Source organism: Streptomyces sp. NPDC020489, from assembly GCF_044386545.1.
In the GTDB taxonomy this organism is placed as follows: Bacteria; Actinomycetota; Actinomycetes; order Streptomycetales; family Streptomycetaceae; genus Streptomyces.
In genome coordinates, this window is sequence record NZ_JBIRUZ010000001.1 from 909,702 (window position 1) to 922,151 (window position 12,450).

A 12,450-nucleotide genomic window follows, 5' to 3' on the forward strand; every position below is an offset into this window, starting at 1 on the left:
TTCCGAACCGAGAGGAGGCGGACACCGTGCCCGGGACCACGAACCCCAACGAACATCATTCGGTCGGCGAACTGGTCGGACAGGCCACCGAACAGCTGTCACAGCTGGTGCGGCAGGAGATGGCCCTTGCCAAGGAGGAGCTGACCGAGAAGGGCAGGCGCGCGGGCCGGGGCGGCGGGCTGCTCGGCGCGGCGGGCGCGTTCGCCTACGCCGGTCTGCTGTTCCTCGCCGGCACGTCCGCCGCCGCCCTCTCGCTGGCGCTGCCCGTGTGGGCCGCGGCGCTCATCGTGACGGCGGTGCTGTTCGTGATCGCGGCCGTGCTCGCCGCGAGCGGACGCGCTCAGCTGCGTCGTGCCGCGCCGCCGACGCCCGAGGAGGCGCTCGGCAGCGTCAGGGCCGATGTCGAGGAGATCAAGGAAAGGGCGCACCGATGACGAACAGGACGACGCCGGACGTGACGGGCGGGGCCAAGGGCCCCGAGGAGCTGCGCCGGCAGATCGAGCGGACGCGCCGCCAACTCGGCGACACCGTCGAGGAGTTGGCCGGACGGGCGGATGTGAAGGGGCGGGCGATGGCCCGTGCCGCGGACCTCAGGGACAAGGCCGGGGCGATGACCGTGCAACTGCGCAGCACCGTGGCGCAGGCCGGGCACGTGGTGCAGGACCGGGCCGGCAGGACGGGACATGTCGTCCAGGAGCGGGCGGCGGGGGTGAGGCACACCGTCCAGGGCAGGGCGAGTCACGCGGGGCACGCGGTGGAGCACCACGCGCCGCGGCCGGTGCGCGGCGTCGTCCGGACGGGCTTGCGCAATCCGCGGCCGGTGCTGGTCGTGGGGGCCGTGGTCGGGCTGATCGTCGTGGAGGAGATGATGCGCCGGCGCCGATGAGGCGGGGGCAGGTGAGTGGGGGACGCCGACCGGTGATCGTCGACCGGTCGGCGTTGTCGTGCAGGTTGGCGATCTTCGGGGCCCCTGCCCGCCGCCCCGGTGAACCCGCACGGCGGAACCGTCAGGCTTCCCGGGCCGCCTTCCACTTGCGGGGCCATTTCCTGGTGTCGCGGGGCTCCACGTACGGCTCTTCCGTCGGGGACTGCCCCTTGCTGATGGCTCGTTCGCGGGCCAGTTCCGCGTCGAACTCCAGGCCCAGCAGGATGGCCAGGTTGGACAGCCAGAGCCAGACGAGGAAGACGACGGCGCCGGCGAGAGTGCCGTACGTCTTGTTGTACGAGCCGAAGTTGGCGGCGTAGAGGGCGAAGCCGGCGGAGGCCAGGAGCCAGACCAGGGTCGCCAGACAGCTGCCGGGGGAGATCCAACGGAAGCCGCGGCCCCGGACGTTGGGCGCGGCCCAGTAGAGCAGGCCGATCATCATGATCACCAGGATCAGCAGCACCGGCCACTTGGCGATGCCCCACAGGGCGATCGCCGCGTCCCCGAGGCCGATCGCGGTACCGGCCCGCTCCGCCAACGGGCCCGTGAAGACGACGATCACCGCGCTCGCGCAGAGCATCACCATCAGCGCGATGGTCAACACCAGCCGCAGCGGCGTCAGTTTCCACACGGGCCGGCCCTCGGGAAGGTCGTACACCGCGTTGGACGTCCGGATGAACGCGGCCACATATCCGGAGGCGGACCACAGGGCGGCGAGCAGGCCGACGACGGCCAGCACGCTGCCGGTGCCGCCGGTGTCGCTCAACTGCACCACCGCGTCCCGCAGGATGTCCCGCGCCGGACCCGGGGCCAGGTCCCCGATGTTGTCCAGGATCTTGTCCGTGGCGCTCTGCCCGACCACGCCCAGCAGGGACACCATCACCAGCAGCGCGGGGAACAGCGACAGCACGCCGTAGTACGTCAGCGCGGCCGCCCGGTCGGAGAGTTCGTCGTCGAGGAACTCCGTCGCCGTGCGCCGCACCGCCGCCCGCCAGGACCGCGCGGGCAGTTCGGAGGGACTGTCCGTGTCGTCCTTCTCATCCTCGTCCATGACCGGGCGAGTCTCCCGAAATCCCGCTGTGAAGCGCGGGCTTGACCTCAATCTCGGTTGAGGTCGGAGGGTGGGGACCGCATCCCTCGCGAGCGAACGGAGGAGTCCACCATGACTCGTCGTACCGACACCCATCCCGACCTGACCGACCCCCGCACCGGCGCCCCGTTCTTCAGTACCTGGCGGGTGGGCACCCCCGAGCGGCAGGCGCGGGCCGTCGAGGCCATCGCCCGCACCTGGGAGAGCCGGCCCTGGGGGAGCGCGGAGCTGCTCGGCTATCACGTCTACGCCGGTCACGACGGTACGACGCTGATGCACCACTCCCAGTGGCGCAGCGAGGAGGGGTACGAGGCCTTCTTCACCACCCGTCGCCAGGAACGCAACGACGAGATCGACACCGCCGTGCCCGGCATCGAGCGGGTCCGGCTGGAGCGCTACCGGCTCCGGCGCAGTCACCTCCGGTCCGCCGGTGACACCCGGGAGCCCGGTCTGATCGTGACCGTCCGCATCGACTTCGCGCCGGACGCGGCCGAGAAGCGGGCCGACTGGGTGGACCTCGTGGTGGACGCCCTCGGCGGGCCGGACGCCGACCCGGGGCTCATCTCCGCGCACTTCCATCTCAGCACCGATGGAACGCATGTGCTGAACTACGCCGAGTGGGAGAGCGACCAGGCCTATGACCAGGCCATCGGCGGCCCCGAGTCGCCGCAGTGGGAGCGGGTGCGGACGTACCCCGGTGTCCTGGGCTTCACCGGCAGCCGGTACCGCCATGTGCTCGGGCTGGTCCCCTGAGCAAGGAGTGCGAGAACGCCCGGCAGGGCCGGCCGAACACGGGGTCCGGCCGGCCCTGACCGAGGGGGAGTTACGGCTTGAAGCGCAGCACCTGCGGGTCGTGGTCGCTGATCTGGTCGTTGAACTCCGCGTTGACGTGCACGCTGTCGTACTCGAAGTCGCAGCCGCGCCGGATCGACGGGGAGACCAGGATCTGGTCCAGGACCTGGGCGTTGCCCTGGTAGACGTACGAGTAACGCTCGTTCCTCGGCAGCGACTTGATCGCCGACCACAGGGCGCCGTCGTCCTCCAGGATCTTGGCCGTGTCGGAGAACTCGAAGTCGTTGATGTCACCGAGGGCGATGACGTCCGCGTTCTTCTGGGTGGCCAGGACGTCCTTGACGAACGTGTTCACCGCGGTCGCCTGGAGGTGGCGCTGGACCTCCGAACTGCGCGGCACCGGCTGGGTCGCCGAGGTCAGACCGTAGTCGCCGCCCTTGGAGTTGAAGTGGTTGGCGATCACGAAGACCGTACGGCCGCGGAAGACGAACTCGCCGACCAGCGGCTTGCGGCTGTTCGCCCAGGCCGCGTTGGCCGGGTCGATGCGTCCGGGGGACACCGTGAGGGCCGCCTTGCCCCTCTCCCTCGTCACGCCGACCGCCGTCGTGGCGTCGCCGCCCGGGCGGTCGGTGAAGGAGACCCGCTCCGGGTTGAACAGGAACACCTGGCGGATGTTGCCGCCCGGCTCGCCGCCGTCGGTGCCGTTGACCGGGTCGATGGAGCGCCAGTCGTACGTCGGGCCGCCCGCGGCCGCGATGGCGTCGATCAGCTTGCGCACCGTCTGGTCGGCGGCGACCGTACCGTCGTTGGTGGCACCGTTGTTGTCCTGGATCTCCTCCAGGGACACGATGTCGGGCGACCGGAGGTTGTGCACGATCGCGGCGGCGTGCGCGGCGAAGGTGTCGTCGGACGGGTCGAGGTTCTCGACGTTGTACGTCGCGACCGCCAGCTCGCCGTTCTTCTGCTTCTCGGTCGTCTCACGGGCCACACCGGCGCTCTTCAGCGTGCCGATCGTGTTCGCCACCAGGGTGTAGCCGCCGAACTGGTTGTAGTCCAGCGGACCGGTGGTCACGCCCTCCAGGACGTCACCGACGTTCGCCTTCGGGAAGGCGGAGGTCGCGCCCAGGGACTGGATCTGGATCCGGCCGGTGTTCTGCGAGGTGTAGGAGCCGTAGACCGTACCGCCGCGGGGGCTCGCGTTCTCCCGGGGCTTCACCGTGACCCACAGCTCGGTGTACGGGTCGGTGGCGCCCACCACGCGCACGTTCGCGACCTGGACGTTCTCGCCCTCCAGGGACTCGTAGTAGTCCAGGGCGTACGTCGACGGCTCCAGGGTCAGGCCGTTGATCGAGTTGTTCGCGGCGCTGTCACCCGCCGGGGTGTACGCGGCCGGCACCGACCTCGCGTCGACGACCTTCGCGGCCGGCACGGCGTTCCCGCTGGAGACGACGGTGAACGCCGGCTTGGTGATCTCGGTGATCGACTGGTTGCCGGAGGAGGCGCCGCCGGGAACGTACTCCGAGACCGTGCCCGACACCGTGACGAGGTCGCCGACGGCGACGCCCTTCGGGGTGGAGCTGGTGAAGACGAAGACGCCCTCGCTGGTGGCCGGGTTCGCGTCGGCGTCAGGGTCCTGGATCCAGAAGCCCTTGGAGGAGCCGTAGGTGCGGATGCCGGTGACGATTCCGGACACGTCCGCGACGGCCTTGCCCGCGTACGGGGATATCCGCGTGGTGCCCTGGATGTCGTGGATGCGCACGGAGTCCGCGTGCGCGGGGGAAGTCAGGACGAGGGTGGACGCCGCGGAACAGGCGGCGGCGACGGTGAGCGCGGCGAGGCGCGCGGTGGACTTGCTCGGCAACGGGATCCCTCCGGGGACGTACATGGGCGCCGGGACGAGGGTGAAACGTGTGTGGAGCCGAACCGGTGGGGCGGTGCGACGCGCGTAGAAAATACAGTGAGCAGATGACCAGCAGATTTCTACGCGCGTAATCTCCTGCCTGCTCAACCCACTTGTCAAGGTTTCGGCCAGGTACGGAGCCCGACGAGGAGATGAACCGGGCGGCATGGGTGGAAATCCGTCTAGGCTGAGCGGCTGAGTGGTCCGGCGGCTCGGTGGTCCCAGCCGCCGCGCGACCCTGCCGACGAGTGGTACGACGCGTCTCTAGGAGAACCAGCCGATGTCAGACAGCTCCCCCTTGCCGCCGGTGCGGCTGCACCCCGAAGCGGAGCTGGCGCGGGACGCGCTGTCCACGCCCCTGCTGTCCCGGGCCGCCAAGCTCGCCCGCTGGGCCGGACCCGACACCCGCGTCGACGCCGGCGGCGGGCTGGTCGAGGAGCAGTTGCCCGCCGCCGCCGAGGTCCTCGGCCTGACCGGGGACGACGCCGCCGCGTACGCGAGCGAGGCCTGGCGGGTCGCCGTCGACACCGGGCTCGTCGCCCTCACCGACGAGGCGGAGGGCACCGTCACCACGGGCGAGGACCTCGCCCTGCTGACCGGCGGCACCCCGCACGACGTGCTCGCCGTGTGGCAGGCGGCCCTGGAGACGGTGCTGGCCGACGCGAGCGTGCCCGACCTCGACGACCTGGTCGGGGCCATGGACGACGGCGGCGAGATCGACTTCTCCGCCCTCGACTGGGACCCGGAGGCCGAGGCGGAGTTCCTCGACGGGGTGCTCGGCAACCTGTATCTGCTGACCGTCAACGAGGACGGGCCCGGCGAAGGCCCCGTCCCGCTGCCCGCGCTCGCCGCGTCGATGATCGTCCCCAGCGACATGGGGGAGCCCACCAACGACGTCCTGGAGCAGGTCTCCGACGCGATGATGCGCCTGGACGACCAGTTCCGGCTCCTGGAACCGGTCGGTCTGGTCGAGTACCAGCCCGTCGACGAGGCGCTCATGGCCGACCCCGACGAGGAGCCCGCCGCGCCGGTCGACGACACCGACGTCTCCCGGTACGGCATGGTGCGCCTCACCCCGCTCGGGCTGTACGGGCTGCGGGCCCGGCTGCTGGAGGCAGGGTTCGAGGCACCCGCGGTCGGGGACCTCGCCGACAAGGGCGCCGACGCGCTGCTCGACGGGACCGCCCACTTCCCGCCCGCCGCCGCCCAGGCCGAGACCGAGCAGTGGCTGGCCCGACGCGAACCCCTCGCCGCGGCACGGGAGTTGCTCGCCGCGGCTCGGGGCGGCGACTCGGGCGCCCCGCTGCGCAGGCTGCGCTGCCAGCAGGCCCTGACCCTCGTCGGCGGCACGGCCGAGCCCGCGCTGCGGGAAGTCCTCGACGACCCCGAGCTCGGCGGTCTGGCCCGAGTCTGGCTGACCGAGCAGGGCGCCTCCGACGTGCCCCCGCCGTCCGAGGCGCTGATCTTCTGGCTCACCGTCGACACGGTCGCCGCCCAGCTGGCGGCCGAGGGGAACTCCGACGAACTGAGGGCACTGGTCGAGGGTCTCGCCCAGCAGCACAGCGGGTTCTTCACCGCCGCCTGGCGGGTGGACCACCCCGCCACCGCGGACGTGCTCGAGGCGATGGGGCGGCTCCACCCCGACAAGAAGGTCGCCAAGGAGGCGCGGAAGGCGGCGTTCAAGGCGCGGTCGCAGCAAGGGGGGTGACGCGGGGCGCCTGTGGCCTGACGGGCGCCTGCGGCCGCGGCTGCGCTGGGGCTGCGGGCTTTGCGGCGGCGGGGCGGGTGCGGGGTGCGGGGGTCGGGTGGTGCGGGCGGCCGGGCGGCCAGTCGGCCGGTTGGTGGTGACGCGGTGGGTGGCCCGTCGGCCGGTTGATCGTGTTGCGGGCGGCTGGGCGGCCGGGCGGTTGGTTGGTGTTGGCGTGGTGGCCGGCCGGCCGGTCGGTGGCGGTGCGGGGGTGTGGTCGCTGCCGGTGACGGGGTGGCGGAGGCGGTGGCAGGGCACGGGTGTCGGTGTCGGCGCGGCCGTCGGTTGTAGGCGTCGGCCGACAGTGTCGGCTCAGTTGCCGGTGTCGGCTCGGCTCTCGGTGACCGGTCGTGGGGGTGCGGTCGGTGTGCGGCCCCGCCTGGCCCTGCCCTGCCCTGCCCCGCCCTGCCCGGCCCGGGTCGGATCCGGCGGTGGGGTCGCCGGGCTGCCCGTGGGCTGGCGTACGGATTCACGGAAGCGGGGCCAAGGGCGTCGCCCTGTGTTCAACCTCCGTTCAGACGTGGGCGGGACGGTGGCGCCGACCCGAGGTCCCCCACCCTCCCAGGCCACACCCACCGTCTCAGGAGACACCATGTCGCTCACCCGCAGGGACTTCGCCAGGAAGTCCGCGATCACCGGTGCCGGGGTCGCCCTCGCCGGCAGCGTCGGCGCCCTCGCCACCGCGCCGAACGCCCTCGCCTCCACCGACACCGAGAGCGAGGCGGACGGCCACGGTCACGGACACGGGCACGGTCACGGCGGCGTCGGCTACGGGCCGCTCGTGCCCGACCCCGACGGCATCCTCGCCCTGCCCGCCGGATTCACGTACCGCGTCATCACCCACAGCGGGAAGACCAAGCTGGAGTCCGGCGAGTACACGCCCTCCAACCACGACGGCACGGCCACCTTCGACGGCCCCCGCGGCACCACCCTCCTCGTCAACAACCACGAGCTGAAGGGCCCGCGCGCCAACTGGGCACACCCCGTCCCGCTCACCGAGGGCCTCGTCTACGACCCCGCCGCGTCCGGCGGCTGCACCGTCGTGGAGGTGCGCCCCGACGGGCGGGTCGCCGAGTGGGTCGGCATCGCCGGTACCTCCACCAACTGCGCCGGCGGGCGCACCCCTTGGGGCACCTGGCTCACCTGCGAGGAGAACTCCGACAAGGCCGGCACCAACGGCATGACCAAGGATCACGGTTACGTCTTCGAGGTCGACCCCATCGACCGTCGCGCCAACCAGAACCCCAAGCCCCTGAAGTTCTTCGGGCGTTACGACCACGAGGCCGTCGTCATCGACCCCAAGCGCGGCCACGCCTACCTCACCGAGGACGCCGCGAACCCCAACGGCCTGCTCTTCCGCTGGACCCCGCCGAAGGGCTTCGCGTACGGCCGCGCCAAGTTCCGCGCCCTCGCCGACGACGCCGGTGTCCTCCAGGCCCCCAAGTGCTTCGACGCCGGCGGCAAGTTCGTCGACGACCTCTCCCGCGCCACGAAGGTCGGCACCGTCTACGGCGTCGACTGGGTCGACGTCCCCGACCGCGACGCCCGGACCGTCCCCGTCCGCAAGCAGTTCGCCGACGGCGAGGTCACCCGCGCCCGCAAGCTGGAGGGCATGTGGTGGGCCGACGGCGGCGCCTACGTCGTCTCCTCCTTCGCCCGCGCGGAGAGCCCTGTCCAGCACGACGGCCAGGTCTGGTTCTACGACCCCAGGCGCCGCACCCTGACGCTGAAGGTCCTGCTGGGCGTGAACCCCGACCCGGCCAAGGACGGCGCCTTCGACGGCCCCGACAACATCACCGTCTCCCCCTACGGCGGCCTCGTCATCGCCGAGGACGGCGAGGGCGTCCAGCACCTCTTCGGTGCCACCGACAGCGGCCGCACCTACCCCATCGCCCGCAACGAACTCAACATCGGCACCGAGGACGAGCCCGAGTACAGCGAGTTCACGGGCGTCACCTTCTCGCCCGACGGGCGGACCCTGTACGCCAACATCCAGACGCCCGGCATCATGCTCGCCATCACCGGCCCCTGGAAGCGCCAGAAGCGCGGCTGATTAATTCGCTCGCCCGTCCCGCGGCTCCCCTCCTAGAGTGATGAATGTCCAGGTGCGAAGGCAGGACCTACTTCCACTCATAATGGGGCGGCCGCGGGTTCGAGTCCCGCCACCGGTACAACAGGCCGGTGTAGCTCAGGGGTTAGAGCACCTAATGTCGGTTCCGCCGACCTGAACTCTGGACACCACAACTTCATGCACCTCCCGGTGCGCAGGCCGCGGCTACTTCTTCTCCTAAAAGAATCCGATGCCGCAGCCGACTTGATCTCGGGAGGCGCAGCTCATGGTGGGTGTCCGGTGCGCAGGCGGCGGATACTTCAGGGAACTGGTCCTCCTCGCGGAGGGTGCGGGTTCGAATCCCGTCATCGGCCCAGGGTCGATGTGGCGGAACGGAAGACGCGCCAGTTTATGGTCACCGCAGTCGAATTCGACCTCGGACACCCTCCTTCTGCTGTGCCTCCCTCCGAACCGTCCATGAATTCGGGGGAATTCAGCATGTCGCGATTCAACAGGCGAGCCGCCAAGGCCCAGCCCACTTCCCGCGTGACGTCCACGGGGCGCCTGCTCCGTACCTTCCAGGGTGGCCGGGGCCGCGAGCGGGACAAGCGCTCCGAGCTCTTCCTGCTCGCCGTCGCCAACTTCGTCGGGCAGAAGACGTTCTACGAGACCGGCGACGACCGTGACGCGCGCTTCGCGAAGCTCGTGCGCGAACTCGCCGTCACCGATCCCGAGTGGACGGCCGGCCTGCTCGGCTGGCTGCGCGGCGAGGGCAACCTGCGGACGGCCTCGATCGTGGGTGCCGCCGAGTACGTGCACGCCCGGCTGGCGGCCGGTGCCACCGACGGCCCGTCCAACCGGCAGGTCGTCGACTCCGTGCTGCGCCGGCCGGACGAGCCCGGCGAGCTGCTCGCGTACTGGACGGCGAACTACGGCCGTAACGTGCCCAAGCCCGTCAAGCGCGGCATCGCCGACGCCGTGCGGCGTCTCTACAGCGGCAGGTCGCTGCTGAAGTACGACACCGCGTCCAAGGGCTACCGTTTCGGCGACATCCTCAACCTGGTGCACGCGTCCCCGGACGCAGACAAGCCGTGGCAGGGCGAGCTGTTCCGGTACGCGCTGGACCGCCGGCACAACCCGGACACGGCCGTGCCGCCCGCGTCGAACACCGTGCTGACCGCGCACCGCGAGCTGATGGCGCTGCCCGTCGAGCAGCGGCGTGCGGTCGTCACCTCCGAGGGCGGCGCCGAGCGGCTCGCGGCGGCCGGGATGACGTGGGAGGCGCTGGCCGGCTGGCTCCAGGGCCCGATGGACAAGGCGGCCTGGGAGGCCGTGATCCCGTCCATGGGTGCCATGGCGCTCGTCCGCAACCTGCGCAACTTCGACCAGGCCGGGGTCGGTGACGAGGTCGCGGCCCAGGTGGCGGCACGGATCAGCGACCCGGCCGAGGTCGTACGGTCGCGGCAGTTCCCCTTCCGGTACCTCGCCGCGTACCAGCACGCGCCCTCGCTGCGCTGGGCGTACCCGCTGGAGCAGGCGCTCGGTCACTCGCTGGCCAACGTGCCCGTGCTGCCGGGCCGGACGCTGGTCCTCGTCGACCGCTCGGGTTCGATGTGGGCGCGGCTGTCGGACCGCTCGGAGCTCAACCGGGCGGACGCCGCGGCGATCTTCGGCACGGCGCTGGCGCTGCGGGCCGAGCGGGCGGACCTGGTCGAGTTCGGCACCACGAGCCGGAACCTGCCGTACGACAAGGGCGAGTCGGTGCTGAAGATCCTGGGCCGCTTCGGCGACCTGGGCGGCACCGACACCACCTCGGCGGTGCGGGCGCACTACCGGGGGCAGGACCGGGTGCTGATCGTCACCGACGAGCAGTACGCCTTCAACCGGCACGGCGACCCGACCGAGCAGGTCCCGGCCCATGTCCCGGTCTACACCTGGAACCTGGCCGGCTACCGCGCGGGTCACGGCCCGTCCGGCAAGGCGAACCGGCACACCTTCGGCGGCCTCACGGACGCGGCGTTCCGGATGGTTCCGCTGCTGGAGAGCGCCCGCGACGCCGACTGGCCCTGGGCCGTCTGAGCCCTGACGAGCGTGGCCCGCACTTTCACGGGGAGTGCGGGCCACACCCCTGGGCGGCGCCCGCCGTTCCGCCCGGGCGGCCGGTCGGTGCTTCCACGCGTACGGCGTGGCGGGCTGTGCTGGATCCTGGCGGGTCCGGCCCGCGGGAACGGGCCGGACCCCTGACGGCTACAGCGCCTGGGCGGCCGGCTTCACCATGCCGCGTACCGTGCGCGACTTCACGAAGTCGCCCATCGCCGTCATCTCCCACTCACCGGAGAACTGCTTGATCAGCTTGGCCATCATCACGCCGGTCTGGGGCTCGGCGCTGGTGAGGTCGAAACGGACGAGCTCCTCGCCGGTGGTGCCGTCCAGCAGCCGGCAGTAGGCCTTGGCGACCTCGGTGAACTTCTGCCCGGAGAAGGAGTTGACCGTGAAGACCAGACCGGTGACCTCCTGCGGCAGCTGCCCGAGGTCCACGGTGATCACCTCGTCGTCGCCGCCGCCCTCTCCGGTGAGGTTGTCACCGGAGTGCCGGATGGCACCGCCGACGATCTGGAGCTTGCCGAAGTAGCAGCTGTCGACATGGTTGCGCTGCGGGCCGTACGCGATGACCGAGGCGTCCAGGTCGATGTCCTTGCCGCGGTACGCCGGCTCCCAGCCGAGGCCCATCCGCACCGAGGAGAGCAGCGGGCGGCCGCCCTTGACCAGGGACACGGTCTGGTTCTTCTGGAGGCTGACGCGGCCCTTGTCTAGGTTGATCTTCCCGGCGCCGGGCGCCTGCGCGGGCGGCGGGGGCGGGGGCGTGGTCATCGGCGGGGCCTGCGGGGTGACCGGCGCCTGGACCGCAGGCTGCGGCGGGGCGACCGGCCGGGACGGGGCGGCGGGCGCAGGGGCGGGCTCCTCCACGCTCACGCCGAAGTCGGTGGCGATGCCGGCCAGGCCGTTGGCGTACCCCTGGCCGACCGCGCGGGCCTTCCAGGCGCCGTTGCGCAGGTAGATCTCCACGACCACCAGGGCGGTCTCGGTCCCGAGCTGCGGGGGCGTGAAGGTGGCCATGACGGAGTTGTCGTCGGCGCTGCGGATCGTCGCCGTCGGTTCGATGCCCTGGAAGGTCTGGCCGGCGGCGTCCGGGCTGGCGGTGACGACGATCTTCTCGATGCCGGGCGGGAGCGCGGCGGTGTCGACCACGATCGCGTCGGGGGCGGAGCCACCGCCCGCGCGATACGTCACGCCCTGGCCGTTGGGCTGGTTGTAGAAGATGAAGTCGTCGTCCGAGCGCACCTTGCCGTCGGCGGTGAGCAGCAGGCCCGATACGTCGAGCCGCACCGGAGCGGCGACGTCCACTGTCACGCGCGCGGCGGAGAGAGGGATGTTCGAGCCGGGGGTCATAGCTGTCATGCCGGGTGAACGATCGAGCCCGCTTTGCCGTTCCCTTACCCGCGGGCGATCGGGTCAGCGGCGGTTTCTGGGGTGGTTGCGGGCGGTGCGTTCGTTGCCGCGCTTGTAGTTGCCGGTCCAGCGGGCCATGACGAGCTGGGGGTCGGAGGACGACTCGACCTCGGCGATGAACTGGGTCGCTCGGGGGCCGTGGAGGGTGGTGGCGGGGCGGTGGTGGTGGGTGATGTGGACGGTTCCGTTGGTGTGGGCCTCGTAGTGGAATCCCTGGGGGTTCGGCATGCGGGGATGGTAGGGGGCGGGCGGGGGTGGGCCCCAATGGTTTTCGCCCCCGCCGCCCCTACCCGTCCCGTCCCGGGGGGGGGGCGCCCCCCCGCCCCCCCCCCCGGGCCCCCCACCCCCCCCCCCCCCAAAAAACCGCCGCGGGGGGGTTTTGGGGGGGGCCGCCGGGGGGGAGGACAACCCCCGCGGGGGGGGGCCACCCCCCCCC

General features: G+C 71.7%; 10 protein-coding genes. 6 read left to right on the forward strand and 4 right to left on the reverse strand.

What is annotated here, in order from left to right:
• Positions 1 to 26: 26 nt before the first annotated feature.
• Positions 27 to 434, forward strand: a complete 408-nt coding sequence (locus ACH41F_RS04095) for a phage holin family protein (RefSeq protein WP_398832732.1) — start codon at positions 27 to 29, stop codon at positions 432 to 434.
• Positions 431 to 886: a DUF3618 domain-containing protein gene (locus ACH41F_RS04100; RefSeq protein ID WP_398832734.1), complete on the forward strand. Its 456-nt coding sequence runs from the start codon at positions 431 to 433 to the stop codon at positions 884 to 886. The genes ACH41F_RS04095 and ACH41F_RS04100 overlap by 4 nt, the downstream gene beginning before the upstream one ends.
• A gap of 121 nt (positions 887 to 1,007) precedes the next feature.
• Here ACH41F_RS04100 and ACH41F_RS04105 read toward each other — a convergent pair whose 3' ends face one another.
• On the reverse strand, positions 1,008 to 1,976 hold the full coding sequence (locus ACH41F_RS04105; protein WP_398832737.1) for a YihY/virulence factor BrkB family protein: 969 nt from the start codon (positions 1,974 to 1,976) through the stop codon (positions 1,008 to 1,010).
• 111 nt (positions 1,977 to 2,087) lie between these two features.
• Between ACH41F_RS04105 and ACH41F_RS04110 the strand changes: the two genes are divergently transcribed.
• Positions 2,088 to 2,768, forward strand: coding sequence for an antibiotic biosynthesis monooxygenase (locus tag ACH41F_RS04110; RefSeq protein ID WP_391230346.1), 681 nt, complete (start codon positions 2,088 to 2,090; stop codon positions 2,766 to 2,768).
• Positions 2,769 to 2,838: 70 nt separating this feature from the next.
• Here ACH41F_RS04110 and ACH41F_RS04115 read toward each other — a convergent pair whose 3' ends face one another.
• Positions 2,839 to 4,668 carry an endonuclease/exonuclease/phosphatase family protein gene (locus tag ACH41F_RS04115; RefSeq protein ID WP_398832787.1) on the reverse strand — a complete coding sequence of 610 codons (1,830 nt, stop codon included), beginning with the start codon at positions 4,666 to 4,668 and terminating at the stop codon, positions 2,839 to 2,841.
• A gap of 319 nt (positions 4,669 to 4,987) precedes the next feature.
• Here ACH41F_RS04115 and ACH41F_RS04120 point away from each other — a divergent pair, with 319 nt between their 5' ends.
• The 3 genes from ACH41F_RS04120 (at position 4,988) to ACH41F_RS04130 (ending at position 10,583) form a co-directional block, all read left to right on the forward strand.
• On the forward strand, positions 4,988 to 6,415 hold the full coding sequence (locus tag ACH41F_RS04120; RefSeq protein WP_391230347.1) for a hypothetical protein: 1,428 nt from the start codon (positions 4,988 to 4,990) through the stop codon (positions 6,413 to 6,415).
• A 631-nt stretch (positions 6,416 to 7,046) separates the two neighbouring features.
• Positions 7,047 to 8,507, forward strand: a complete 1,461-nt coding sequence (locus ACH41F_RS04125) for an alkaline phosphatase PhoX (RefSeq protein ID WP_391230349.1) — start codon at positions 7,047 to 7,049, stop codon at positions 8,505 to 8,507.
• Between the two features lie 495 nt (positions 8,508 to 9,002).
• Positions 9,003 to 10,583 (forward strand): TROVE domain-containing protein, encoded by a 1,581-nt coding sequence (locus ACH41F_RS04130; RefSeq protein ID WP_398832741.1) that lies wholly within the window; start codon positions 9,003 to 9,005, stop codon positions 10,581 to 10,583.
• A 168-nt stretch (positions 10,584 to 10,751) separates the two neighbouring features.
• Here ACH41F_RS04130 and ACH41F_RS04135 read toward each other — a convergent pair whose 3' ends face one another.
• A complete protein-coding gene (locus ACH41F_RS04135; protein ID WP_391230589.1) occupies positions 10,752 to 11,954 on the reverse strand; it encodes a TerD family protein in 1,203 nt (400 codons plus the stop codon).
• Between the two features lie 63 nt (positions 11,955 to 12,017).
• A complete protein-coding gene (locus tag ACH41F_RS04140) occupies positions 12,018 to 12,242 on the reverse strand; it encodes a hypothetical protein (RefSeq protein ID WP_391230352.1) in 225 nt (74 codons plus the stop codon).
• Positions 12,243 to 12,450: the final 208 nt, after the last annotated feature.

What these genes read in the sequence shown, in the direction of transcription:
- ACH41F_RS04105 (WP_398832737.1), bottom strand. Translation starts at nt 1,976, where the DNA reads ATGGACGAGGATGAGAAGGACGACACGGACAGTCCCTCCGAACTGCCC.
- ACH41F_RS04140 (WP_391230352.1), bottom strand. Translation starts at nt 12,242, where the DNA reads ATGCCGAACCCCCAGGGATTCCACTACGAGGCCCACACCAACGGAACC.
- ACH41F_RS04125 (WP_391230349.1), top strand. Translation starts at nt 7,047, where the DNA reads ATGTCGCTCACCCGCAGGGACTTCGCCAGGAAGTCCGCGATCACCGGT.
- ACH41F_RS04120 (WP_391230347.1), top strand. Translation starts at nt 4,988, where the DNA reads ATGTCAGACAGCTCCCCCTTGCCGCCGGTGCGGCTGCACCCCGAAGCG.
- ACH41F_RS04130 (WP_398832741.1), top strand. Translation starts at nt 9,003, where the DNA reads ATGTCGCGATTCAACAGGCGAGCCGCCAAGGCCCAGCCCACTTCCCGC.
- ACH41F_RS04135 (WP_391230589.1), bottom strand. Translation starts at nt 11,954, where the DNA reads ATGACCCCCGGCTCGAACATCCCTCTCTCCGCCGCGCGCGTGACAGTG.
- ACH41F_RS04110 (WP_391230346.1), top strand. Translation starts at nt 2,088, where the DNA reads ATGACTCGTCGTACCGACACCCATCCCGACCTGACCGACCCCCGCACC.
- ACH41F_RS04100 (WP_398832734.1), top strand. Translation starts at nt 431, where the DNA reads ATGACGAACAGGACGACGCCGGACGTGACGGGCGGGGCCAAGGGCCCC.